Origin of the sequence: Shewanella abyssi, from assembly GCF_023284025.1 — a bacterium.
GTDB classification, from domain to species: Bacteria; Pseudomonadota; Gammaproteobacteria; order Enterobacterales; family Shewanellaceae; genus Shewanella; species Shewanella abyssi.
Genome location: NZ_JAKIKR010000029.1, coordinates 1 through 25,208, shown reverse-complemented (window position 1 = coordinate 25,208; position 25,208 = coordinate 1). Strand labels below are relative to the sequence as shown.

The following is a 25,208-nucleotide window of genomic DNA, read 5'->3' as shown; positions in this document are numbered from 1 at the left end:
ACTGCCAAGCTATCATTATTTTTGTTTGTTCGAAGTTGAAAACAGGCTGACTAAATAATCTGTTTGCGACCGGTTTGAAAAACTAAAGCGGATCGAATCCGCTAAACGTTTATCGCTGTAACTTCTTGCGATGACGCCTGCTTGAGTCAATTTTTGTAACACTGACGCTCTATCACTAAATTGGGCCAATACATAGTTACCATGGGCTTTGACCACGGCTGCACCATAGGCTTGTAATGTTTGCGCTAACCGCAGTCCTTGCTGACTCATCTCATCCACTTGGCTTTGCATGGTGATCAGCCCTTTAGGACTGAGTGCTTTTACGGCTAATTCACTCACGGGTAACGGTACAGGGTAGGGGGCTATTACTCGCATACACATATCGATGATGTCTGGGTTGGCCAGTAAAAAGCCGCAGCGGGCCCCGGCTAACGCAAATGCTTTCGATAGCGTACGCAGTACCACCAAATTGGCCCGGCTTTCGACAAGTTCTGCCACTGAATACTCAGGGCTAAATTCAATATAAGCTTCATCGATGACCACTAGTCTTTGCGGATTACTGTCAATGACCTTAATCAGCTCTGCCTTTGGGATCACGCTACCCGTTGGGTTATTCGGGTTGCAGATAAACACTATTTTGACATTTGCGTTAGCTGAATCCTTGTTGAGCTGAGACCCGTAGTCACTTGGCAGCTGAAAGTCACTTGTTAATTGCAGTGCATTGACCGCGACATTGGCCGTCTTGGCGCTGATGGCATACATGCCATAAGTGGGGCCAAAGATGGCAATTGCATCTTTTGTTGGGGTACAAAAAGTGCGTATAAGTATTTCAATCGCTTCATCAGCGCCGCGCCCGGCTAAGATACAGTTGTTCGCTACACCACTGTAATCGCTGTAAGCGTCAATCAAGGCGGGGGGCTGGCACTCTGGATAACGATTTACGCCGGCTAAGTCGCTATTATTGAAGGGTGATTCATTGGCGTTAATCCACACATCACCTTGTCCACCGATGCGGCGTGCTGACTGATAAACTTGGAGATCTAGCAGCTCCGGTCTGGCTAGGCGCTGGGCAAGATTGTTTGCAGTGCTCATTATGCCTCCAGACTATTTTTGTTGAGGTTGGTTTTGTTAAGGCTGCTTTTGTTAAGAGCGTTGTTATTCAGCGTGGCAAGACGCAGGGCAACGGCATTCTTATGAGCATCGAGCTGCTCTGCCGCCGCTAAGGTCATTACCGTCTCCGCTAACGAAATCAAGCCGTCAGGGGTTAACTCCTGCACTGTAAATCGGCGGCTAAAGTCTGCTAAAGACAAACTTGAGACCGTTTTACTGTAGCCATAGGTTGGCAAAACGTGGTTAGTGCCGCTGGCATAGTCACCGACAGACTCTGGCGTATAAGCCCCTAGAAACACAGAACCTGCGGCGCAAATATTCGCTAATACGTCTCTTGGTGTGGCGGTTTGAATAATGAGGTGCTCTGGCCCATAAAGGTTGGATACTGCTGCAGCCTCGGCCATATCGCTAACAAGCAATGTGCGGCTGCAACTCAGCGCAGTGGTCGCCACCTCTGCGCGAGAAAGTAGCACCAGCTGCTGGGTTAATGCTTGATTCACCTTATCAGCAAGTACGCTTGAGTTGGTCACCAGCATGACTTGTGAGTCGGGGCCGTGCTCAGCTTGTGAAAGCAGGTCAGCGGCAACGAACTCGGCATTGGCATCCGCATCCGCAATCACCAATACCTCTGACGGGCCGGCAGGCATGTCAATACTGACTATTGCACGGCTATCTTGGCTTACTGCACGCTTAGCTTCCGTCACATAACGGTTACCCGGGCCGAAAATCTTGTCGACTTGCGGCACTGATTCGGTGCCAAAAGCGAGGGCGGCAATCGCTTGAGCGCCGCCAACTTGATAGATCTCTGTAATGCCACATTCATTGGCAGCATAAATAATGGCATCGTTGATAGGAGGCGGGCTAACTAAAACCCGCTGGGCACAACCGGCTATTTTAGCGGGTAGTGCTAGCATGAGTACCGTTGAAATTAACGGCGCCGTACCACCTGGAATATACAGCCCGACTTTCTCAATTGGCTCTGTTCTAAGTTCGCAGCGGATCCCGGGCTGTGTTTCAATATCAACCTTGGTTGATATCTGCGCTTGGTGAAAGGCATTAATATTCCCTTTAGCCTGAGCTATAGCTTGCTTCAAGTCGTCTGGTACTGCTGCGCAGGCATTGGCTATTTCATCTGTTGAGAGTTTGAGCTGGTTAATATTAACGTTATCAAACTGCTCATTGAAACGACGCAATGCCTGATCGCCATCATTAACAACCGCATCAATGATTGCTGCAACGCTTTGCTCTAAGTTTGCATCACCGATTAAAGGCGATCTTATTAGTGCAGCTTGCTTTGCTGTCGGGGTTAATGTTTGCCAATTGAGAATGTCCATCTGCTTACCCCATCATTTTTTCGATAGGCATAACAAGAATCGAACTGGCACCTAGCTTGGTTAGCTCTTCCATCGTGTCCCAGAAAAGATCTTCCGTGCTGACAGCGTGAATTGCAACACGATTGGTATCATCCTTTAGCGGTAATACGGTGGGGTTTTCGGCCCCTGGTAGCAGTGCGACAATTTGCTCAAGGGTTTCAGTCGGTGCGTGTAGCAGGATATATTTGCTCTCTTTTGCACGGACAACGCCATTGATCCGTGACAGGATTTTATTGATTAATGCTTGCTTATCATCTGGTTGGCTGATTGTTGACTGAATGAGGCAAGCCATTGACTGATAGATGATATCAGTTTCGTATAGGCCATTGGCTTCCAAGGTTGCGCCCGTTGATACAAGGTCACATATGGCGTCAGATAACCCTGCTCTTGGCGCCACTTCAACCGAGCCTTTTAGCATACAGTCATTGTAGCTGATGCCTTTTTGCTGCATATAACGGCGTAATATGTTGGGATAAGACGTTGCAATTCGCAGGCCTTCTAGTGAGTTAGCATCTTGGTAGCTAAACTCGTTAGGCACGGCAAGCGATAAACGGCAAGCACCAAAATCAAGCTGGCGTAGCTTGATGCATTCAGCTGGTTTTCCTAAGGTTTGACGCTCAATTTGCTCCTCTTCTAATACGTTCTCGCCAATAAAGCCTAAATCGACAACGCCGTCCATCACCAGACCGGGAATATCATCATCTCGAACTCGCAGTAGATCGATAGGCATGTTGTCAGAGTGGGCGATGAGTCGTTGTTCATTGATGTTGAATTTTACGCCACAGCTTTTTAATAATTTCAGTGACTCTTTCGATAAACGGCCTGACTTTTGGATGGCAATTCTTAATCTTGTTGACTCTGACATGGTTACTTCCTTTAAGTTGATTCAAAAATGTTTATAAAACAATCTGTTAATCTAAAACCAAAAAACCCCTAGAATTCCTTCTAGGGGTTTTTGATATTCTTGAATCAACCGCCAGAAGGAATGAGTCCTTCGGCAGTGAGCTTCCGAAGGCTACCGCATATGGTGATGATGATGGATAGTGTTCGTAAGCTGTTTCATATTCTTGTCTCAATAAATGACTATCGGTGAGGTCTAATGACCAAAATATCTGCCAACAGAAGATACTCTTCAATTGCGATGCATTTAAATTAATCAGTTTTACAACTGATTGCAACCACTATTTTTGCATATGAGTAATGTTCATCTAAATGTCACTTTATTTAAGCTGCAGCTATATACCCATCCTACTTAAATTCACACTGAATCCTGCATCTTCAGGTAGGATGGCTATAAGTGTATGTTGACTGTTCTAATAACAAGACAATCATAGCAAACTATTTTTCGGGTTTAATACTTATTTGATTGATGCGTATTAATAAAGAAGTAGATAATGTCATTTATCGCTATATCCCATAGAGCTGTTAAATGAGCAGCTTTTGAAGCTGCTTGGCTATTTAACCTAAAAGCGGCTTACGTTACACTTCAGTGTTTTTTACCTTCTAATGCAATGATGTTGGACTTTATGACAACTAAGTACGGTGGCTTTTGAGCGTGAGATTGACACAACAGGTCGCGTCGACATTTTCCACTGACGGTGTGCTAGCACAGGCCATTAAGGGCTTTAGCAGCCGCGAAGTGCAGCAAAAGATGGCCGAAGCCGTCAGTGAGTCTATAACCAGTTGCGATAATTTAGTCGTTGAGGCGGGTACTGGCGTTGGTAAGACTTTTGCTTATCTTATTCCTGCACTGCTGAGCAATAAGCAGGTCATCGTCAGCACCGGCAGTAAAAACCTGCAAGAACAGTTGTTCTACAAAGATCTACCTGCATTACTGTTAATGCTAGGGATCACGCCTAAAGTTGCCTTACTTAAAGGTCGTAATAACTATCTATGCCAACACCTGATGGAGAAAGAGTTATCGGGCGCAAGCTCGATGGACACTCGAATTCTTGATGATCTGTTAAGAATAAATCAGTGGGCAGGGCAGACGATTGATGGTGATCTTGGGGGCTTAGTTTCGGTGTCTGAAAGCTCAAAGGCTCTGCCATTGATCAACAGTGCAAAAGAGAGCTGTATTGGTCAACGTTGTGATCATTATGACGTTTGCTTTACCCGCAAAGCGCGTAATCGAGCCATGGATGCTCAGATTATCGTGGTAAATCATCACCTATTTTTGGCTGATAGGATCATAAAGGAGACGGGCTTTGCGGAATTGCTGCCTGATGCTGATGTGGTGATTTTTGATGAAGCCCATCTACTTCCGGATATCGCCGTTACCTATTTTGGCCAGCAGTGCTCAACGCGCTTAATTGCTGAATTACTGGAACGTTTTGCCGATATTTATCGCACCGAGTTACGCGATGCAAAGCAGATAGAACTATTGAGTGCACGTTGCTTAACTTTGTTACATGATTGGCATCAAGCCCTATTTGCAAGCGGCGACACCGATTGGCGCCGAATGCTCAGTAATAAAGCGTTATCCGTACTGTCTTGGGGATTGTTAAAAGAGCTAACAGCATTGCAATCCTTGTTACAAGGACATGTTGGACGTAGTGATAACTTGGATGACACGCTTGAAAAACTTGACGTTCAAACAGCAAAGTTAGAACTGTTTTTTCTGTGTGAGAACAATCAGGCGGCTTACAGTATTGATTATGGCCATCGTTATCTGATGCTTAGAATCGCACCGATTGATGTCGCTAAGGAGTGTAAAAAGCTGTTTGATGAGAATATCGCTTGGATTTTTACCTCGGCAACCTTACAGATAAATCAAGATTTAAGCTTGTTTACCAAGCAACTAGGCATAGGTAAGTGCAAGGAATTGTTACTGCTGAGCCCATTTGATTACGCTAATAATGCGCTATTTTGTGTCCCCCGGCATTTGGCCAGTGTCAGTAACCACAATGCGATATTGCCGCAATTTGTCGATGTATGCATTAAAGCCATTGAGGCGGCAAAAGGTCGCACATTTATTCTCTTTACCAGTCACCGAATGCTTAAGCTGGTGGCTATCGAGTTGCAACGACGAGTGTCATACCCATTGCTGGTACAAGGCCAAGCCAATAAGCAGAGTCTGTTAAAAAAGTATCGTCAATTAGGCAATGCGGTATTGCTTGGTACAGGCGCATTTTGGGAAGGGGTGGATGTGCGAGGCAAGCTACTGAGCTGCGTTATTATCGACAAATTACCCTTTGTATCGCCAGAGGATAATCTCTATCGTGCCCGTAGCGAGAGTATTTCGCGTGAAGGTAAAGATCCATTTACCGAGATCTCACTGCCGCAAGCTGTTATCTCACTTAATCAGGGGGTTGGTAGACTCATTCGTGATGAGAAAGATCGCGGGGTACTCATCTTATGTGATAACCGCATTGTTAATCGGCCTTATGGCCAAGCATTTTTAAACTCTCTACCGCCGATGGCTAGAACGCGGGAGCTGGACAATGCGGTTAAGTTTCTACAACAGATTAAGTAGCCGAAGCTAAAGGTTAGGTTATGAGTAAAATAATCAGATAGATTAATATCATTAGCAGCAGCGCCATAATACAACGCCTTCGATACACCAACCCATTTGGATTGAGAAGGCTTGGGAACAGCAAAAAATTTAGAGGATTAAATAGCGTTTTATAGGTCAAAATTGCCACGCCTTCTCGTCTACCTCGATAAAGCATCTTCGAAAAGTAGTACATAAAGCGAAACAGTAACACTGGAAAGCTGATGTAAATAAATAGCGTTAGGCTCAGCTCTATGGTGATCTCTACCTCTTTTAACGTCAGCATTAACCCTTTTTGCCAAGCCTCTTCAAGGCTGTTTGAAAAGTAAATTAGCATCAATATAGTCACCATCAGACTAAATGCGATGAACAGTAACGAGTAGCGAAATAGTCTGAACCAATCGATGCTGATCTGACGCATATCTCCCCCATGTTAAGCTGCTTATTATGAAAGTGCCTGTTATAAATCTAGCTCATAAAACAGCGTAGAGGGGGGATCTACTCTGTAACAGACACTTTTATTGGCCGCGGTGCTCTGATGACAAAACCTTGGGCAATCCCAGATATTATAATCAGTAGTGCCCCAGATAACTGCATGGCACTTAGCTGTTCAGCAAATAGCAACCAAGCAAATATCACGACGGCAACGGGTTCTAAATAGGCAAGAGTACCAAAAGATACTGTTGGCAAAACGCGTAGTGCTTTTACGGCAAAAAGTATGGCGACAAATCCGGGCAAGACCCCAATGGCAATTAACCAACCCATTTGTGCTGCAGAGGGCATTATGGGTGTGATGACAACGAAGGGCAGTAAACAGGTAGCGCCGACGGTTAATTGTACTAAAGTACTTTGATAGGGCGTAGATTGACTCGGTTTACGGTTAATGAGCATAAAGCCGCTATAGCTTAGCATCGCCAGAGTGGCGTATAAGTAGCCCATTCCTTGCTGTTGACTCAAGGTGTCGCTATCGGTGGGTAGCATCAATACGAACCCTAGCAACGCTAATACAATGAATCCGCAGTTTACCTTAGTGAGCTTCTCATTATAAACAATGTGGGCAAAGATAGCGGTCATAATCGGCGCTAGATAAAGAAGCATTACGGCATTGGCCATGCTGATATAGTTGATAGCTTGTACGTAAAAAACCATAAAGCTAGCGAGCATAACGCCGTTAATAATGGTGCGCTTAGTTGGCCTATGGTTGATTTGGCCACTCTTACCAGTAAAAAACATAAAGGCTAACATACAGCCTGCACCAATCACGAGCCGGTAAAAAGTTATATGCTCAGCAGGTAACTGCGTGTAGCGAGCAAAAACGCCGATCGTGGCCATTAAGACTGCTGATAACATTGCCAGCAACATAAAGGCTAATGGGTTAGGCGTTTTCACTGGGCGCTAGCTGCTTGTCGCTGTTGATACTGTTCTTTTGCCGCTAGATTATATTTCTCAAGCAAACTCAATTCGTTAGATGTTGTCGTTTTGGCATCGGTATCTATTTTTACTGATGGCATAAGGTCTGCTAAATCAATTTTTAACTGACCTTGGTGATCAAACTGGCTTGCGAATGTCCCCATACCAATAAGGTCTAATCTCCATTCGGTTAATTGACCTAAAACATAATTGCCATACTGAAAAGCTTCATATTCGTTGAGCAGGGTTAAAAAGTCACTAAAACCAAAACCGGTTAACGATTTTTGCGCATTGAATGCGGCTACATAGCCAGAAGCGAATATGGCGTCGTTTGCACTGTTGTTAACTTGTTGGCTCAACTGAAACTGATAAGAGTGGCGGGTTTCGTGGATAAGAAATGCCAAACTGGAAAATTTGTCCTGAGTGGCCAATTTGTCCGGATTTAGGTAAACCGTACCGCTGCTCAAGCTATCAATGTTTGACCGCTGTGATGGTGCAAAATGAGATACATCGAAGTCAAAGTAGACCATTTTGTTAGGGTAGCTATGGTTATCGATGATGAGCTTTGGCTGCTCTATGCCCATTGAACGATACTCTAATGCGAAGATCTTGCGTAAGTAGGGGATTTGTTCATTGATTGATAGCTGCTCCCAATAGGCTAGTGCGGTGACTAAACCGTCATCAGCTAAGATGAGCTCAACTAATCTGTTAGCATCAGCAATTGTTTTAGCTTGGGCGGCTAATATAAACGCTTGTGCTTCGGGTTGCAGGGCGAATGCTTGGGGGGATTGAGATTGCAATTCTTGGGTGGCATAAAAAGATCCTGCCGCCTGTACCGATGGCATAACCCCAAGTTGTACGAGCATCAATAACAGTGAAACAGACAGTAACGCAGGTTTGAATGATGGCATGGCATTGTTAGCCACTTCTTTAGAGAAGTGACATCCTATATTTATTGTTATTATTAGGGTCGACACCATAATCGTTTAGGGTATTTTGGTCAAAATAAACTTATCCTCAGTGAGCAACAGATTTTACTCAATTCAAGTTATCACTCTAAACGATATCCAAATGGCTAAGATGACTTTAATCCAATGGCTTATAGCTTCAAATTTATATTATCTAATAACCTCAGAGCCTTTCACTAATTTTAAATTCAGTTTCTTATGACTAACAGCAAAATCTTGCTGGGCTAAACATTGACCTATGTGAGTTATGTGCGATGTTTAATAGGGAGTTTGCCAAGGTTCGTCATAACAACGCATTTAGGGAGATTTGAGCGTGTTTGAGCGTAAAATTAATAAGCATAATAATTTTTATTACATGACCGCCGCGCTGATAGTACTTTTATTGAGTGCATCCCTAGTGCGCTCTGTTGCCGATGGAATGGTGGAGTCAGTTCTCGAAGGGATTATCGCTGTGACTTTTTTAGTATGTGTCGTTAGTTTAGGTGTAGATAAAAGTTGGAAGCGATTTATGCAGGCGCTGATCGTAGTTTGGGTAGCGGCAATTTTGCTCAAAAAGCTGGCTGTTGTACCTCATATCGATCTACTCATGTTGGTGCTTATGTTTGCTTTTTTCTGGGGGACATTTAGCTCAATTTCAAGGCAGATACTGTTCTCTGGAACAGTAAATAGCAATAAAGTTGTTGGTTCGATTGCACTATTTTTACTGCTTGGTCTACAGTGGGCTTTAGTCTATTTACTTGTGTTAGCTTTTTCACCCAATGCTTTTACCGGGATAGAACAGATACCCTGGGGGCAAAACTTTTCTCAAATGGCCTATTTTAGTTTTGTAACCTTAACGACGTTAGGCTATGGCGATATCAGTCCCAATACGCCTTTTGCTCAGGTAGTGGTTTACATGGAGGCAATTGCTGGTGTGTTTTATATGGCAATTGTTGTTGCGAGTTTAGTGAGTGCTGGATTGGCTCAAAAAGAGACAGAACAGGAACGTTAATATGGAAAATCCAATGCAGCACAGTCAAAGCAAACTGTTTATTAGCAATATGATGGAATCAGCCATTCGCATCGGCTTATTGTTTATTTTGATCATCTGGACTTATGACATTATTAAACCCTTTGTTATCCCCGTTTTATGGGGGGCGATTATCGCGGTAGCATTAATGCCGTTAACCCAAAAATTGCAAAGAGTGCTTAAAGGCCGGCGTGGTTTGGCGGCGACCATTATGGCGTTAGCAGGTATCACGCTGCTAGTCACTCCCTTTGTTTTGGTTTCTAGCTCCATCTTTGATGGCATCAGCCATACTATTGTTGTCTTGCAGTCTGGTGAGATAAAAATCCCCGGACCCACTCAAAAAGTGGCGGATATTCCCTTAATCGGCGATAAGTTATTTGAGGCTTGGGCACTGTTTTCGACCAACCTTGAAAAAGCGGTGATTCACTTCTTACCGCAAATTAAATCTGCAATTGGCACTATGGCGGGAGTATTAGGCAGTGGCGTTGGCACTTTAGTGATGTTTGTGGTTTCGTTGGCTATCGCGGGTGGTTTCATGGCTCATGCGGAGAAATCAGCGGCTGCGGTGAGCACAGTTGCAGTGAAAGTTGTCGGTAAACATGGTGAGGAGTGGACAACGTTAACCGCGGCCACAATCAGAAGTGTGCTACTGGGTGTAGTAGGCGTTGCCTTTATTCAAGCGATATTGATTGGCTCTGCACTATTTACCTTTAGTATCCCGGCTGCAGGTTTGTTTACCTTTATCGTGTTTATTTTAGGAATAGCCCAGCTTCCGCCATTACTGGTGGTATTACCGTTGATCTTTTATGTGTTTTCAACTCATGATTCAACAGGCGCGACCATATTTACCGTTTGGGTACTGATTGCGGGTGTATCAGACAGCTTTTTAAAGCCGATGTTGATGGGGCGTGGGGTTGATGTGCCGATGCCAGTTATTTTAATTGGTGCCATCGGAGGCATGATCACTGCAGGAATTATCGGGCTCTTTCTCGGTGCAGTGATATTGGCAATTTGGTATGAGCTATTTATTACCTGGCTTAACACTGAAGATGGTTTGGTTAAGGGAACTGACCCAGACAATACTGATGCAAGTACTTCTGGCGATGGAAGTAAACCATTGGTGAGTGCCCCCGCTCATCATGGGGCAGATGATTAACAGCTTGTTTTATACCCATCTTCAAGTAGGTGGGTATAAGCAAATTACTCCATAAAAAAGCCCGTATTAAACGGGCTTTTTTTATGGGAATAGACAACTCATCTTCACGAGTACAGATATATGGTCGCTATTTTTTGACCCATTTTCCGCTAGTAGTTTGAATGTAATGGCCTTTCTTTGTCGCCTTAATGGCCTTTTCTGCTGCAAGTTTGGCTACATTACTGACTGAGATACTGTTCTTTTTCGCTATTTTTTGATAGTGGGATTTACGCTTAGCGTTAATTGAACTGACTAAGGTTTTAGCTTCAGAAGTCTCTTTTACAAGGCCTAAGTAGCCATTTGTTTGCTCACCGACAAATCCTTGGGCTTTTGCGTCCTGCAAAGAGATAGCCAAGGCATTGAAGCTAAGTAATAGGCTAGCAAACAGAACTAGTATTTTAGATTTCATTGATTACTCCTTCATATCCTTAGGTTAAAAAAGTTCATCGTCGGCGAGTAACTCATCGAGTTCTCTGTCGACTTTGATTTTAATTTCGTGTTCAATTTTGACATTGAGATTAATGACAATGGGCTTGTCTGGAGGCTCAATTTTAACCGTAGGGCTGCAGCCGATTAAGGCATAGGTTGCAATGAGTATGCTCAGAGTCGATTTAGGGATATTAAATATCTTCAATGACTTATCCTTAATTCATAATAAAAGGGTAGAGTAAATATTCCTTGGCCAGATGTCTATTAGATTAAAAAATCTATCGTTGACGCCAAATTGTTTATTGCTGTAGTGAATTTTCAATCTGGTTTTGCAAGTTGTTGCCTATTTGCAAACTTTTAAGTAACTGTAGCATGTTCTCCTCTTGAGAATAGTTCAAGTGGATAGGGCGTTCAATTCCCCGACTTTTGCCTTTGACATTGACTTTGAGTATGGCATTGCCTAAAGAGTCCATATCAAAGCTGCTGGATAACTCTGAATACTGTAGGTGTTCTAATGCTGAAAAGGCGAATTCAAGATAGGGCTGACTTAAGCGCATTTGATCAACGGCAGGGTTACCACTGACTGCTATTAGCCCACCGGGCGCCCTTGCCGCTATCTGGCCGCCACTGATTGCCGCTTTGCCATTTTCAAGAGTCACAGGCAGTACAGCATCAAAAATACCATCAGCATAAATACCAACCTGTGGTTGAATCTCGAGTAATTGTTCAAGATCGATCTGCTGCATTACAAAGTAAGCTGAAGAGGGTTGCTTTAGGTTTAGTTGAAACTGGGGAATAAGCAGCTGACCACCGAGCAGATCTCCCTTGGCGGTAAGGTTAACGGATGCTTGTTGAACGCCAAATAGCTCCGCCGGTAAGGCAAGGTTATGTTGACCGTTGCTGGTGGATTCGGTGGGAATTTGGCTAGAGTCGGTACTAAAAGAGACCGCAGCTTCTGCTTCTATGTCAGTGATCAATACTCCAGGGTTAAAAGCCTGCAATGAAAGTTTAATATCATCACAATTAAACTTACTGATTTGGCTTTGTGATTGAAGCTGTTGCCACTGATATTGGCACTGAGTATTTATATTACCGCCTTCAAAGGGCAAATTAGCGAAGCTTCCTTGAATGTCTGCAACATGTGGCTTCAACGTGAGTGAAAATCGAGTGTACTTGTCGCGGTTTAAGCGGTAATGCATGTTGATTGATGCATTACCGTTAAGATCTAATGACTCTGGTAGTGAATCACTTTGGCTTAAAAAGGCGATAATGGGTTCAAACTCACTGTTAAATTGCCATTGACCCGCTAATTGGTACTGGCTCGGATTGCTATGCTCTGGCTGGTACTGGTGTTGGCTAAACAAATTCAAGCCATTTATCTGCCAAATCTCTTCGGTAGTGAGCTTGCTGGCGTTAAGGTTTAGTTGCTGGCTCAATTCGACTTGCTGTAAATGCAATAATCTTTGCTCGATTCGCGGACGAGATTTTTTTATCTTAGCTCCTTTTTTTGATTGCAAAGCTAAAGCTGATTTATCTAACACTAGACTCTCTAGCGAAAAACTAACTTGGTTAGAGAGCTCATGTAGCAATAATTGACTGATAAATGGCGTTGAGTTTTTCGAGGTTAATTGTAAAGAAATTGGCGCAGCTAATGCGATGTTGATTGCATCGACCCATAATTGATAATGAGTGTGTTGTTCATCAGTACTTTGCTGGTTTAGTTCAGCACTTTGAACTTGGTATTGCAGTGCCGGGATCGAGATATTGGTTTTTCCGTCGGCAAAACGGTAACGAGCCTTTGAGCCCAGTACTAGCTGAGTTTGAGCAATACTTGCGGTGATGATTGGACCATTTTGATTGTCTATATGCTCTTTGTTAGGCGAGATGGTAATCCCCTGGGTAAGCTGAGCAGCTTGAGGTAGAACAGTGACTTCAAATGCTGACTTGCCTTGTTGCTTATCTGCAGAAAATGACCCTTGTAGGGCAAGGGATGCATTATCGATTGCGACCTTGTAAGGTAGTTTGGCTAATGTTGGCCATAGTGTATTGATGGTTATATTTTGTTGATGGCTGGCTTGTAGTTGCCAGTCAAAAGCGAGTCTGTAGTCATCATTTTGTAAGGTTTGACTGCTTTGGATTGGGAGCGACAAGTCGTAGTGGATATCTTGTAGATTAACCACTGCGGCCAGTTTTGTATTTTCAATGGCAAGACTTAGTTTTGGCAGCAACAAAGACCCTTTATTAAGTTGATATATGAGAGGGGTTGCAACCGTTAAGCGGATTATGGGTTCCATTTGTGGCTGGTTAGTATTGCCACGGGTTTTCAATACTTGATATAGGTGAGCCAGAGCTTTTTCTAGAGGGGCATCATCGAGCTTATTAAGTAAACTGATGAGCTGCAGCGGCTCGCTACTTTTATTCGCCGTTGCTGTTTGTTGCGCATTTAATGCTATTGGAAGCTCAAAAGGCAGCAGGGTAAGTTTTAAATCAGCGATATGACCGTCGATGTTAAATGCCAACTGGCCAGTTGGCGTTGACGGTAGTGGGCTAATGGACTGAAGTGGGAGAGTTGTTTTATTGTCAGTGGTCGCATCATCGCCGTCATTTACTGTCAGACTTGGGGTGAGTTGTAATCCTGCTAATGCATTTAGTCTTATTTGCAGCTGATTCAATCGGTGGGTTGATTGCAATTGCCCCGGTTTTATTGCCAATGTCATTGTTGAATCTAACGTCGCATCGAGATCGATCTTCTGCGCTTTAATTGCTGCTTGTAGAGCATACAAGGGGGCTAATAAACTGCTATCTTGCTGGCTGCTTATCGCTACATTGGTATCTAATTTAGGATTAGTTGGTGCTGGTGTTGTGGTCGAGTTTTCTGTAAATAAAGCTGTTTCAGCCGCCCGAATAGCTGATGTTAGCCGTTGTAATTGCGTTAAATCGAGTCGTGTGCTTGCACGCCACTGCGTAGCTGATAACTGTGCATCTAGTGCAAAAACAGGCTGCTGATGATGACTGATGGCACTGCTAAAGTGACCTTTACTATCTAGCGTTAGGTAGTCTAAGGCGATATTGAGTTTTGTGGCGGAAACTCCTTTTACGGTGAACTGTGTCTGGCCTATTTGTATTTCTGGCAAGTCTGAAAAATCGAGCGCTATAGTGGGTTCTACATCATTATTGGGAGTGGATGAATACCGCAATATGCTTGGATCGAGTTTTACGTTGAGATTTTGAGCTGATAGTGAGCGTAAATCAGTAACACTTAATGCCCATAATTTGCTATCGGGCTCAAGAATAATATCGAGATCGGTAATTTCAATATCGCTACCATTGACGGTCATTGAAACCAGTGGCAGCTGCCAATGGCTAAAGGTCAGCGGTGTAAAGCGAAGTTGCTCTATTTGCATTTGGTAAGGCTGTAAAAAATGATTTGCCAGCTTTATCGTTAGGCGCTGATAATTCCAGCCAACATAGAGTGCCGTTAATAAGATTGCAGCTAAAATGGTAGCAAATGATACCATTACTAAGCGGCTGACTTTTTGACTGAATGTTTTTGTTGTGGCTTGCTGCACTCTTTATGCTCTCTATACTTGCTCTACATCAACGGTGTTACGCCAATATCTACTTCAATTTAGTGGTCGAACCTAGCATCGAATTAACCGCTCTCAACCATTTATCAATGACTTAAGTACTACTTATCGATGCAATATATCATCAAGATGGTCACTGCGGAAGCATTAGTCATGGTGTTAAGATAGTATAGGATCGGTCAAAAATGTTAACGCTTTTTTGCGTAATACAGGATGTTAATCAGGGATGAGGGAAGAATGAATAAAATGCTGATTTTTGCTGGTGTTTTCAATGCTATCGCAGCATTGATGCATATTGGCTGTATCTATTTTGGTGCGCCCTGGTATCGATTTTTTGGTGCAGGGGAGCAAATGGCAGTAATGGCTGAACGAGGTAGCCTTCAACCAACCATTATCACTAGTGCTATTGTTGTGGTTTTTTTTATTTGGTCTGTATATGCTTTTTCTGCAGCTGGCGTTATTAGTCGGTTACCCTTATTACAATTAGTGCTGATTGTCATTGGCACTATTTACCTGATCCGTGGTATCGCTGGTTTGTTTTTTATTGGCAATACAATGGGACGTTCTGCTGATTTTTGGCTGTGGAGTTCGGTGATCTGCTTAGTTGTCGGATTAATACACCTGATTGGTTTGAAACAACAATGGGCACAGTTATAAGAACCTACTTAAGCTTGCAGATCCAAGCGATAGGTAGGTTCTACACATCAGTGTTATTTCCAGCGAATATGGGTGGTTAATGTATGACTTTCATTGGGGGCTAAAGTGACTTTATCATCGAGAACATTCGCGGCTTCTAAGCACACCATCGATAAGTAATCATCGTCATTAAAACGTGATAATCGTTGCGATTTTTCAATCCAAGGGTTCCACAATACGGCACTGTGGCTGTTTTCGCGACTGACTTCGATAACGCCATCAACAGTATGTAGTTCTTGTGTGTCGCCCAGTTCGGTATATACACGGTCTGTTTCACGAGTGAAATCGATATCATTTTCTGCTTGAGGGAAGGGCCCTTTTGCAAACTCAATAAAGTTAGCACCTGCAAATCCACTGGCTTTTAATTGGTGAATGTCGCCGATTGGAAAATAGCTGTGCAGGGCTTGAGTTAAGCTCACATCATAATCGCCATGATTTATATTAGTAATACTGACCGAGAGGGTGTCATTGAGCCTAAATGACATCTCTACACTAGTGTTATGTGGCCAATACTCTCTATCGTTGTCAGTTAAAGGTAAGGTGAGTTTAATCTCTACCGCATCTTCTAGCATTTTGACCGAGTCTAAGGTCCAAATTCGAGTGCGAGCGAAACCATGTTGCGGGAAACCTGGGGTTGAACTCATGCCGAACCAAGGCCAACAAACCGGTACCCCGCCACGAATACCACTACCGGGTTGGTAATCGTCAGCCGTTGATACCCATAACAGCGGTTTTTTACCCGCGGGTTCAAAGTAGTCAATTTGCGCGCCTTGAAGAAAGATCCGTGCCTGACAAAGAGGCGTATTTATATCGATATATTCTAGACCGTTAGCGTGCTTTTTAGTGGTGACGAAACCCATGGGGACATGTCCTTTCAGAGAGTTAACGCGATAGATGATTTAGCTTAACTCGTTTTCAACGGTGAGATAAGGGCTATTTAAAGTGATTTTACGGTAACGCTGTTCAGATGAATAAACAAAGCCAATATAATGCTGAGTTTTTGCTCAAATTTGATAAGGTGGTCGGAGCACTGAGCATAAAGACAATAATTAAAGGGATGACGCAATGCCAATTTATCAAGCTCCGTTACGTGACTATCAGTTTGTACTTAATGAATTGCTCGACATTTATAATCAAAAGGAATTAGCCGGATTTGATGAGTTTGATGCCGAACTTATTGATGCGGTACTACAAGGTGTTGCAGATTTTACCACCGACATCATGTTGCCACTCAATGGCTCTGGCGATGTAGAAGGTTGTAAATTGGTTGATGGTAAAGTCGTTACCCCCAAAGGCTTTATCGATGCCTACCAACAATATGTTGATAATGGCTGGGCAACACTCACTTGCGATCCTGAATATGGCGGTCAAGGCTTGCCTGAAGTTGTTGGCATATTTGCAACAGAGATGAAAACGGCCACCAACATGGCATTTGCCATGTATCCAGGCCTTACCCATGGTGCATACGCTGCTATTCATGCTCATGGCAGTGACAGCTTAAAACGCAAGTATTTGGACAAGCTGGTTAGTGGTGAGTGGACCGGCACCATGAACCTAACCGAGTCCCATGCCGGCACCGATTTGGCACTTTTGCGCACGAAAGCGATTCCCGTGGGGGACGATATGTTTGCCATAACAGGTGAGAAGATATTCATCTCCTCAGGCGATCATGATCTGACGGATAACATTGTGCATTTGGTATTAGCCAAATTGCCTGATGCACCAGAAGGTGTGAAGGGGATCTCCTTGTTTGTCGTGCCTAAAGTACTGCTTAATAATGATGGCAGTTTAGGGGAACCCAATTCTTTATGTGCTGCGAGTCTTGAACATAAAATGGGGATCCATGGTAACTCGACTTGTGTGATGAACTTTGATGGCGCAATTGGCGAACTCGTAGGGGAGCCGCATCAGGGTCTTCGAGCGATGTTTACCATGATGAATCAAGCAAGATTAGGTGTGGGTCTTCAAGGGCTCGGTGTGTCTGAGATTGCTTACCAAAATGCACTAGCGTATGCCAAAGATCGTATTCAGGGGCGCGCATTAAGTGGGGCAAAGCAAAAGGCGTTGACAGCAGATCCTATTCTTGTTCATGGCGATGTTCGCCGTATGTTGTTATCGCAAAAATCATTTAACGAAGGCGCTCGTGCACTGATGGGGCAACAAGCCCTCTGGCTCGATGAAGCTGAACGCCACAGTGATCCAGTACGAAGAAAAAGGTCTTCTCAGTTAGCGGCGCTATTTACCCCGATTGTAAAAGGCTTTGTGACCGATCAAGGCTTTAAGGCCTGTGTTGACGCGCAACAAGTATTTGGTGGCCATGGTTATATTCATGAGTGGGGCATGGAGCAGTATGTGCGTGATATTCGTATTTCCATGATTTATGAAGGGACTAATGGGGTGCAGGCGCTTGATCTTGTTGGCCGCAAAATTATGTCTGACAGAGGGGCTGCACTAGCATTATGGTCGGAAGAGGTTAAAGCCTTTATTCAAACAAGCCTTGATAATGAAATGTTGAAACCTCTGGTTTCAAGTTTGATGGCAGCGACGACCGATCTTGAAAAAGCAACGGCAATCATTGCCACTGAAGCGGCCAATAAACCCGATGTGATCGGCGCTGCGTCATTTGCCTATATGCAACTATTGGGCATAACCTCTCTAGCCTGGATGTGGACGAGAGTGGCTGAAAAAGCCTTGATGGGGTTAGAGAGTGGTAACGCGGATACTGCATTTTATCAAAATAAATTAAAAACAGCTAAGTTCTATATGGCGTACTGGGCGCCGCAAACCCGTAGCTTAGTGAAGCAGATAGAGTCTGCAAGCCACGTTATTTGTGAGTTCGAGGACGCTGACTTCTAGGTTAATGGCTGCGAGCTAAGGATAAGTGGCTAAATGAGAAAGAAAAAGCCTATTACGCGAACGTAATAGGCTGTTTTAGACCAGATATTTATCGTTTAAAGGTTAACGCTTTAGCTTTTGCGGTACAAAAGGTAGACGCCTTCCTAAAGTCACTGGTTCGCCATCAACGTCAGCAATAACGGTAATTTCAAACCAGGCATCATGTTCCAATGATTTTTCATCAATGGTAAATACTTTCTTAAGTGCTTTTACATCATAGGGCTGCATAGTAAATGCTTGGCTATGACGTTCGCTCTCTTGCCCATGGAATAGGTCATAAATGATATGCCCTGAAGTATCACCGGAGAAGGGACCATTTAGTTGACCTGATAGGGTTAGCTGTCCCTCATTATATTGAGCACTAATTTGTGGCATTTCAAAGCCACGATACTGTTTTGACTTCTGAGTGATAGTTTGGTTGATCTGTTGTTCATTCCAAATGTAGCTAATACTGGCTGACACCGTACTTGCTTGAGCAAGCAGATTGTTTTCAATCGGGATTTCTAGTCTTTGGCCTGGGTTAATCGTCATCGTTTCACTTTTCGCTGACTCACTCCCTGCGGTTACCGCTAAGGTTAAGGTTAATGAATCACTGCCATGGTTAGTCAATATGGCGACTTCAGTGAGAGAGTCCAACCCCTTACCAATCCAATCGACTTTTAGCTCTAAACCAGACAGTTCAGCCAGTGCATCATTTAAACCAGCCCCCTCTTTTGCAAGTGATGGTAATTGGCTAACAACTGCAGCAACTTCTTTATCAGCTGTTGGACGATTGAGAGCCGCGGTGTTCAACTGATTAAAGCTTTCCTGCCAAGATTTAGGCGCCGCATCACCTGCTTTCCATATTGCTCTGGCAAAACGTAGTGACAGTGAATCACCTTTGAATGCCCAAGCATTAGTCGGAGTAGATGTTGTTAAATCCACTTTATTGGGATTGAGGTCACGGCCATCGTCTATAAATGGCGTGATACCATGCTGATTATCAGTAGAGACTAATCCGAAGCTGTTGTTAATCAATGTGCCATATAGGCTTGCTGTGATCGGTAACGCTACAATAAAGGTGTTAGCGTCTTTAGCCTTTAACGTGTAGATGACTTTAGTTGGTTGAATTTGAATCGAGACGCCTAATTGCGGCTTATCTTGGTTGTTAATGCTTTCGATAATATCTAGCGGTAGCGCTATCTCTTTTAATTCTGCACCTAGGGTTCGACCGTCAACCACTAAGGTATTAGCGGATTTGATTTCGACTCTTAGTTGAGGGTCTGTATCGGTATTGGCACCTTTCCAGCCCCAATAGCTATCTTGTTTCGCTTTGGTGTTTTCAGCGGTTGATTGTGCACCGAATACCATGCCAATACTGCCCTGAGTGATTTGTGCTTTATCAAAGTCGATAACATAAGCCAGGGTAGGCTGGGCGATACCTCGCTTGGCTGGTAACGTTAACGGACTGGCAGCGGCTTGGGGAAAGTCATTTTGAAATGGGCTAAAGCCAGGGACTTGCGCTGGCGTCATGTTAAAGCCCAGTCTCTGTGGCCCATACTGGTAACTTGTTTTACGCTTGTAAAACATATTACCGTCCATCTCCCATTGGCCACGGGTAGCCACTTCATGGGTTTGAACGATATTTTCGGCCCATTGTTTGAAGTTCTGCTCAAGTGCGTCCCAGTTAGGCACAATATCTTGTAAAACAGTTAAAGACTCAGCTCTGCTTGCAGTTTGGCGCTTAATAATTTCCTGATGGTAGATCTTCATGTACTGAGAATACTCAGGGTTGTTATACATAAACTGCACAAACAACACGTTAAGGCCACGATCGAATTTCGCTCTATTATGAATTTCGACTAAGGTTGGCTTTTCTTTTGAATAAACATCAATACCCTGGCTGACAACATCAAAAATAGGCACATCATGGCCAAACACTGCAAGTTGCTTTTTCTCACTATCGAACACATGATTAGCCAGTGAATCACCTAAACCTTCACCATGCCAAGAGGGGGTCCAAGGGTAGTTACCGACAGCCATTTGATAAGAGTGCATGGTTTCATGAATGGCAATATAACGCTGATGTTGAGGCCTTTCGGTAGGAAAACTATAACCTACTTGGTTAAAGTACATCGCCTCACCGCCCGCGGTGTGATGTACGCCACGATTGAAGCCATCGTCAAACATGGCTAAACGTAACTTGCCGACAGTTGTGGCATAAGTTGAAGCGATACGTTGATGACGAATATTGGCAGGCTCGATCCCAAAGAACTCAACATAGTAAGGGTACGATAACTCAAGCAGCTCCAAGAAGAATTTTGCTCGCTCAGCTGGGTAGTCTGTTTTTAATGCAAAATGCTTACTCACATACCAGTCAAACCCTTCGGAATTGGCCACTTTACCTTCACTAAAAGTAAAAGGGATTTGCTTACCCACATAAGCCACATCGATATCGACTACGGTTGACGTTCTGGCATTGTGCAACACATTAGCGTTCATTGCTGAAGGGGAAGGAATAGCTTGTACGATATCAAGTGTATAGCTAGCAGGGGTTTTGTCTGTTGCTGGTAATGATTCTGTTGGGGTGTTTTGAGCACAAGCGCTTAAAAGAATAGCAGATGTTAGTGCGCATATGATTTTCTTTTTCATACAAATTAAATCCATATTATATGTACGTATAATGAGAGTTAAATAGAACGATTATACTATTAACGGCTAAATAACTAGCGTGTTGTCTTTGTTTTATTAGTAAGTTAGAGCTAATTTCGTAGTTAAAGTTATAGATTCTTTGTTGAGAGGTGCAATTAAAATCAGTCGCCAGGTATCATCATGTTGAATCTGAAGTTGGCTCCTTTGTGTAGAGTTTTAGTTATTTGCCAAAGGGCTCTATATCTATCTACGGTGTATTAAATGTGATTTTTAAACGCTACTTTAAAAATAATAAAATTTGTATTTTTTAGTGATCACCAATAATACTGTGTTTTGCGGATATTGTATACTTATTTCGTTAGTCGTTGAATCTGAATGTAAAGTGGTTCTTTGTATCGGGTCGTTATTGATCCATAGAGGAAAAAGTCAATGATCTATCTATTTCAGCATTAAATACCATGATTAAAGCATTGGAATGGTGAAACGTTAGAGTCAAAGGTGTGCCGTAAGGAAATTAAATATTATCGACTTGCTCTTTACTAAAGTTTACAAACTTTATTATAACTTGTGTTTTATATGAAATTTAAGTTTGCTAGTATTAACATTAATGTTTTTCATATCGTATTGCTCAAGTTTTTATTAACTTAGTCGATAGTGTTTAATGTTGAGCGAGAAACTCTGTATTTATCAATAAAAATTCGGGGGCTGTTCAAATAAATACTATGAAGTCGTGATAATTAGGTGTCTTATGAGAATTAAAAATTCGATTACAGCAAAAATTGTAATTTCTACTGCTATTGTGGTTTCAGTCGTGCTTTTGGTGACAGCTTTTTTTACTGTACGTTATGTGGCGCAGTCTGCGAGCAGTGAGCTTGATGATTCTATGGCTGCATCTATTAAGTTAAATGCCATCGAAATCGAGAGCTACTTCAAGCAACATGCTAATGGGGTTGAAACTGTATTTCGAAACGTTGGCCTTATTGATTGGTTTGAAAATCATAAAGTCAGTGGTGAAGAGCTCGATACGCCGGAATTTGATCGGGTTGTGCAGATCATTGACCGAGAAGTCAAAACCAGTGGTGACATAATCTCCATCTTTTTTGGTTCCGCTTTTACTGGTGAGTACTTTGCTGAAGAGGGCGTATCGGTGATACCAGGTTACAATGTGCTTGATAGACCCTGGTGGAATGAAGTTAAAGATAGCAAACAGTGGAATGTCAGCCGCATTATTTATGAGGCAAGATACGATGAGTTCTATGTGTCGATCAATTTTCCAATAAACAACTTCGAACGTGAATTTATTGGTGTTGGTGGAGTCGACCTATATCTGACTTCAGTCAAAGATATTGTCTCTGCAATCAATTATAAAGGGCAAGGGCAAGCATTCTTGCTCGATAATAATGGTGACATGGTGGTGTTCCCTGATGAGCAATTGGCCATTGTTGACGTTGAAAATCGTGAGACTGAAAATATTAAACTGCAAAAGCTTGACCAACAAAATGGTAATGAAGGCTTTTTACAACTCGCCAACCAGATGGACGACGACAGTTATGGTCAGTCACAAGTTACCTGGCGCGGTAAAGAATATTATGTGCAGTTTAGCAGCGTAGAAGTGGATCGACTTAGCCTTGATTGGAAACTCGCCATTATGGTGCCAATGGATTACGTTGAGGCGCCAGTGAATGAGTCAATGCAATCATCAGCATTGATTGTATTGCTTATTTTAACAGTAACTCTCATCGCGGTTTATGTGATGACCTCAATATTACTAAAACCACTCTCCCAGGTGAAAGAAGCATTGGTTGGTATTGCAGAAGGAGATGGCGATCTTTCTAAGACTATTCCGGTTAGAAACAATGATGAGATTGGACAGTTATCGGAAGCATTTAATAGCTTCGTGGGTCAAATCCAAAGCATCGTGCGTCACGTACAAGACAGCAGTATTGATTTAAAAAAGACAACGGCAACGGTGAGTAATATTAGCGAAGTGGCTGCTAGCAAGATCAAAGAGTCACAACAAGAGGTCGCTGCTGCGGTTAATACCATTAATATGATGGCTGAGACCGCTCACGAGATTAAAGAGCAGGTGTCATCGGCGCGACTATCTGCCGAAGTCGCCAGCGAAACCTCCAAGCAGGGACAGTCGGTGTTGAGCAACTCCATGGAAGGTATATCGACGCTGAATGTGAATTTTGATAGTGCGGTACATACCATTGAAGAGTTGCGCTTGAGTAGTCAATCGATTGGAGAGGTTATGGTTGTGATCCGTAATATTGCGGAACAAACCAACTTATTGGCGCTTAACGCGGCAATTGAATCTGCGAGAGCCGGTGAACATGGGCGTGGTTTTGCGGTTGTTGCCGATGAAGTTAGACAACTCGCCAAACGAACTCAAGAGTCTACTGAAAGCATTCAAAGCAGCATAAATGACTTGCAAAGCAAAGCCCTTGCTGCAGAAAGCAGTATGCGTTCGACTCGTGAGCAAGTTAACCAATACATGGAAGACACTCAAGTGGTGCACACTCAGCTGTCAGAAATCACCATTGTCGTTGATGAGAACAGTGAGAATATGCAAGGGATTGTGAATATTACCCAAGAGCAAGATCAGGTATCGCAATCAATACGCAATATGATGCAAGAGGTCAATAATATAGGTGAGCAAACGCATATAGAGGCCAGTAATCTGATGGAAAGTTGTACAGCTCTAGAGGGCCAAACTGATAAGCTGACGGATTTGGTTAAACGATTTAAAATTTAAGCATGAATGAAGGTTAGATCTGTCTCGGTTTACACTTTAAAATAATTCTGTTTAAGACTAAGCACTTGACTGTCATCAGTTGGGTGCTTTTTTGTTGTTTCTAGCAGGTTATTCTTTTTGCATGACAGATAGGCTTTATAGGTTAATATAGCCAGCTATTTGGTGGCTATTCGCGACATGTTGTTTTAGAAGGATAAACCTGTGAAATATGATTGGGTACTATTTGATGCCGATGAAACTCTATTTCATTTCGATGCATTTAAAGGTCTGCAGCTAATGTTCTCTCGGTTTAACCTAGACTTTACTGCAGAAGATTTTCAGCAATACCAAAGCGTAAACAAGCCTTTGTGGGTTGATTATCAAGATGGAAAGCTTAGCGCTAAACAGCTACAAAATACCCGTTTTGAAATGTGGGCTGAAAAACTAAGTGTTTCAACTCAGCGTCTTAATAGTGACTTTCTTAGCGCTATGGCTGATATCTGTACTTTATTACCGGGTGCTCAAGAACTCATTGACACCTTAACGGGTAGGGTCAATATGGGGATCATCACCAACGGCTTTACTGATCTACAAACGGTAAGACTGGAAAAAGTGGGTTTTGCTGAACGCTTTTCTCCTTTAGTTATTTCAGAGCAGGTTGGGGTGGCGAAACCCGATGTCGGCATATTTGATCATGCATTCTCGCGTATGGGCAACCCAGTTCGTGACTCCATCCTAATGGTTGGCGACAATCCGCACTCGGATATACAGGGCGGGCTAAATGCAGGGATCCATACTTGTTGGCTAAATCGCCATAGCGAAACTCAACCTGAAGGTATTACGCCACATTATGAAGTGCACTCACTATATGAACTGCAGCAGATCCTATTAACAGCGGATTAATACTGCTTTTCAAGATGCAGTAATCTATTGTTGGCCGGCATAGAAAAGTCGGCTATCAACCTCAAATTCTGCTCCGCGGCTAGCTTCATAATCCACTCAAAATCTCGAATCGCACTTTGCGGGTTTTGTGCCGCGAGCCAGCCATCAAAATTGCGATTACTGTCACTGCTATATTGGCCTTGATAGTTAAAGGGCCCGTAAATACAAAGTTGTCCCTGTGCACTTAGGTGCTTTCCGACGCCATAAAAAAATGCGCGAACCATCTCTTTTGACATGATATGCAGTGTATTTGCGCTGAAGATGGCATCGATTAAAGGGGCTGTTGCGGGATCTATTGGCCAGGGTTCTAATACATCTAGTAGCCATGGTTGGCGTAAATTACTGCTGGGTGATCCGTTTAACCAAGCGTTGATGCCAGCGTGATACTCAAGCTGATCGCTTGTTTGCCAGGTTAAATGCGGTAAAAGCGGGGCGAAATGGACCGCATGTTGTCCTGAACCACTGCCAACTTCGAGTACATGTGTTGACTGGCTAAAAGCATCTTCTAAGATTGAAGCAATGGCTGCTTTGTTGTTCTCACATGATTGAGAGTAGGGTAATGACGTCACAACATAATCCTGTCTATACCCATCTTACCTGAAGATGCAGGATTCAGTGGGAGTTTAATGGGCTTTACTCTGTGTTATTGTTTTTACTAAGGGAAAGACCATTAGTGGCAATCAATGCCTTGATTAAAGCCCATTAAACTCCCACTGAATCCTGCATCTTCAGG

Annotated in this window: 19 protein-coding genes and 1 other annotated feature; of the genes, 7 read left to right on the top strand and 12 right to left on the bottom strand. The window is 43.2% G+C overall.

Annotated features, from left to right (window positions below):
• Positions 1–15: 15 nt before the first annotated feature.
• The 3 genes from hisC to hisG are packed head-to-tail and all read right to left on the bottom strand — an operon-like array spanning position 16 to position 3,348.
• Entirely contained in the window at positions 16–1,092 is a 1,077-nt protein-coding gene (gene hisC, locus L2755_RS13280) for a histidinol-phosphate transaminase (RefSeq protein ID WP_248981176.1), read from the bottom strand.
• Positions 1,092–2,444, bottom strand: a complete 1,353-nt coding sequence (hisD, locus tag L2755_RS13275) for a histidinol dehydrogenase (protein ID WP_248981175.1) — start codon at positions 2,442–2,444, stop codon at positions 1,092–1,094. Before hisD ends, hisC begins: the two co-directional genes overlap by 1 nt.
• 4 nt (positions 2,445–2,448) lie before the next feature.
• On the bottom strand, positions 2,449–3,348 hold the full coding sequence (hisG, locus tag L2755_RS13270; RefSeq protein WP_248981174.1) for an ATP phosphoribosyltransferase: 900 nt from the start codon (positions 3,346–3,348) through the stop codon (positions 2,449–2,451).
• Positions 3,349–3,403: 55 nt separating this feature from the next.
• Positions 3,404–3,523: a sequence feature (His leader region), on the bottom strand.
• A 509-nt stretch (positions 3,524–4,032) separates the two neighbouring features.
• On the opposite strand from hisG, the gene yoaA reads away from it, so the two are divergent.
• The gene (gene yoaA, locus L2755_RS13265) at positions 4,033–5,958 is read left to right on the top strand and encodes a DNA repair helicase YoaA (protein ID WP_248981173.1); all 1,926 of its coding nucleotides are present in this window, start codon (positions 4,033–4,035) and stop codon (positions 5,956–5,958) included.
• A gap of 13 nt (positions 5,959–5,971) precedes the next feature.
• Here the strand turns inward: yoaA and L2755_RS13260 are convergent, their stop codons facing one another.
• From L2755_RS13260 to L2755_RS13250, 3 genes are all read right to left on the bottom strand, one after another.
• On the bottom strand, positions 5,972–6,397 hold the full coding sequence (locus L2755_RS13260) for a hypothetical protein (protein ID WP_248981172.1): 426 nt from the start codon (positions 6,395–6,397) through the stop codon (positions 5,972–5,974).
• 77 nt (positions 6,398–6,474) lie between these two features.
• Positions 6,475–7,365, bottom strand: a complete 891-nt coding sequence (locus tag L2755_RS13255) for a DMT family transporter (protein ID WP_248981171.1) — start codon at positions 7,363–7,365, stop codon at positions 6,475–6,477.
• Positions 7,362–8,297: a hypothetical protein gene (locus tag L2755_RS13250; RefSeq protein ID WP_248981170.1), complete on the bottom strand. Its 936-nt coding sequence runs from the start codon at positions 8,295–8,297 to the stop codon at positions 7,362–7,364. The genes L2755_RS13255 and L2755_RS13250 overlap by 4 nt, the downstream gene beginning before the upstream one ends.
• A 370-nt stretch (positions 8,298–8,667) precedes the next feature.
• Here L2755_RS13250 and L2755_RS13245 point away from each other — a divergent pair, with 370 nt between their 5' ends.
• Positions 8,668–9,345: a potassium channel family protein gene (locus L2755_RS13245; RefSeq protein WP_248981169.1), complete on the top strand. Its 678-nt coding sequence runs from the start codon at positions 8,668–8,670 to the stop codon at positions 9,343–9,345.
• Between the two features lies 1 nt (position 9,346).
• Positions 9,347–10,519, top strand: coding sequence for an AI-2E family transporter (locus L2755_RS13240; protein WP_248981168.1), 1,173 nt, complete (start codon positions 9,347–9,349; stop codon positions 10,517–10,519).
• A gap of 127 nt (positions 10,520–10,646) precedes the next feature.
• Here the strand turns inward: L2755_RS13240 and L2755_RS13235 are convergent, their stop codons facing one another.
• The 3 genes from L2755_RS13235 to L2755_RS22320 form a co-directional block, all read right to left on the bottom strand.
• A complete protein-coding gene (locus tag L2755_RS13235; protein WP_248981167.1) occupies positions 10,647–10,967 on the bottom strand; it encodes a YdbL family probable chaperone protein in 321 nt (106 codons plus the stop codon).
• Positions 10,968–10,991: 24 nt separating this feature from the next.
• A complete protein-coding gene (locus L2755_RS13230) occupies positions 10,992–11,192 on the bottom strand; it encodes a YnbE family lipoprotein (RefSeq protein ID WP_248981166.1) in 201 nt (66 codons plus the stop codon).
• A gap of 94 nt (positions 11,193–11,286) precedes the next feature.
• Positions 11,287–14,556: an intermembrane phospholipid transport YdbH family protein gene (locus L2755_RS22320; protein WP_248981165.1), complete on the bottom strand. Its 3,270-nt coding sequence runs from the start codon at positions 14,554–14,556 to the stop codon at positions 11,287–11,289.
• Positions 14,557–14,811: 255 nt separating this feature from the next.
• Between L2755_RS22320 and L2755_RS13220 the strand changes: the two genes are divergently transcribed.
• Positions 14,812–15,231, top strand: a complete 420-nt coding sequence (locus L2755_RS13220) for a hypothetical protein (protein WP_248981164.1) — start codon at positions 14,812–14,814, stop codon at positions 15,229–15,231.
• 53 nt (positions 15,232–15,284) lie between these two features.
• On the opposite strand, the gene L2755_RS13215 is transcribed toward L2755_RS13220, so the two are convergent.
• Positions 15,285–16,130, bottom strand: a complete 846-nt coding sequence (locus L2755_RS13215; RefSeq protein WP_248981163.1) for a D-hexose-6-phosphate mutarotase — start codon at positions 16,128–16,130, stop codon at positions 15,285–15,287.
• Between the two features lie 205 nt (positions 16,131–16,335).
• Here L2755_RS13215 and L2755_RS13210 point away from each other — a divergent pair, with 205 nt between their 5' ends.
• Complete coding sequence (locus L2755_RS13210; RefSeq protein ID WP_248981162.1) at positions 16,336–18,126, top strand: acyl-CoA dehydrogenase C-terminal domain-containing protein; 1,791 nt, start codon at positions 16,336–16,338, stop codon at positions 18,124–18,126.
• A 102-nt stretch (positions 18,127–18,228) separates the two neighbouring features.
• On the opposite strand, the gene L2755_RS13205 is transcribed toward L2755_RS13210, so the two are convergent.
• Positions 18,229–20,796: a hypothetical protein gene (locus L2755_RS13205; RefSeq protein WP_248981161.1), complete on the bottom strand. Its 2,568-nt coding sequence runs from the start codon at positions 20,794–20,796 to the stop codon at positions 18,229–18,231.
• Positions 20,797–21,544: 748 nt separating this feature from the next.
• On the opposite strand from L2755_RS13205, the gene L2755_RS13200 reads away from it, so the two are divergent.
• Together L2755_RS13200 and yjjG are read left to right on the top strand one after the other, a co-directional pair.
• Positions 21,545–23,554, top strand: a complete 2,010-nt coding sequence (locus L2755_RS13200; RefSeq protein WP_248981160.1) for a methyl-accepting chemotaxis protein — start codon at positions 21,545–21,547, stop codon at positions 23,552–23,554.
• A 201-nt stretch (positions 23,555–23,755) separates the two neighbouring features.
• The gene (gene yjjG / locus L2755_RS13195; protein WP_248981159.1) at positions 23,756–24,436 is read left to right on the top strand and encodes a pyrimidine 5'-nucleotidase; all 681 of its coding nucleotides are present in this window, start codon (positions 23,756–23,758) and stop codon (positions 24,434–24,436) included.
• Here the strand turns inward: yjjG and L2755_RS13190 are convergent.
• Positions 24,433–25,044 carry a DUF938 domain-containing protein gene (locus L2755_RS13190; RefSeq protein WP_248981158.1) on the bottom strand — a complete coding sequence of 204 codons (612 nt, stop codon included), beginning with the start codon at positions 25,042–25,044 and terminating at the stop codon, positions 24,433–24,435. The genes yjjG and L2755_RS13190 overlap by 4 nt on opposite strands.
• Positions 25,045–25,208 lie beyond the last annotated feature (164 nt).

Bases quoted from the DNA above. Each gene is read 5' to 3' on its own strand.
- hisC (WP_248981176.1), bottom strand. From the start codon at position 1,092: ATGAGCACTGCAAACAATCTTGCCCAGCGCCTAGCCAGACCGGAGCTG.
- hisD (WP_248981175.1), bottom strand. From the start codon at position 2,444: ATGGACATTCTCAATTGGCAAACATTAACCCCGACAGCAAAGCAAGCT.
- hisG (WP_248981174.1), bottom strand. From the start codon at position 3,348: ATGTCAGAGTCAACAAGATTAAGAATTGCCATCCAAAAGTCAGGCCGT.
- L2755_RS13260 (WP_248981172.1), bottom strand. From the start codon at position 6,397: ATGCGTCAGATCAGCATCGATTGGTTCAGACTATTTCGCTACTCGTTA.
- L2755_RS13250 (WP_248981170.1), bottom strand. From the start codon at position 8,297: ATGCCATCATTCAAACCTGCGTTACTGTCTGTTTCACTGTTATTGATG.
- L2755_RS13240 (WP_248981168.1), top strand. From the start codon at position 9,347: ATGGAAAATCCAATGCAGCACAGTCAAAGCAAACTGTTTATTAGCAAT.
- L2755_RS13235 (WP_248981167.1), bottom strand. From the start codon at position 10,967: ATGAAATCTAAAATACTAGTTCTGTTTGCTAGCCTATTACTTAGCTTC.
- L2755_RS13220 (WP_248981164.1), top strand. From the start codon at position 14,812: ATGAATAAAATGCTGATTTTTGCTGGTGTTTTCAATGCTATCGCAGCA.
- L2755_RS13215 (WP_248981163.1), bottom strand. From the start codon at position 16,130: ATGGGTTTCGTCACCACTAAAAAGCACGCTAACGGTCTAGAATATATC.
- L2755_RS13210 (WP_248981162.1), top strand. From the start codon at position 16,336: ATGCCAATTTATCAAGCTCCGTTACGTGACTATCAGTTTGTACTTAAT.
- L2755_RS13205 (WP_248981161.1), bottom strand. From the start codon at position 20,796: ATGAAAAAGAAAATCATATGCGCACTAACATCTGCTATTCTTTTAAGC.
- L2755_RS13200 (WP_248981160.1), top strand. From the start codon at position 21,545: ATGAGAATTAAAAATTCGATTACAGCAAAAATTGTAATTTCTACTGCT.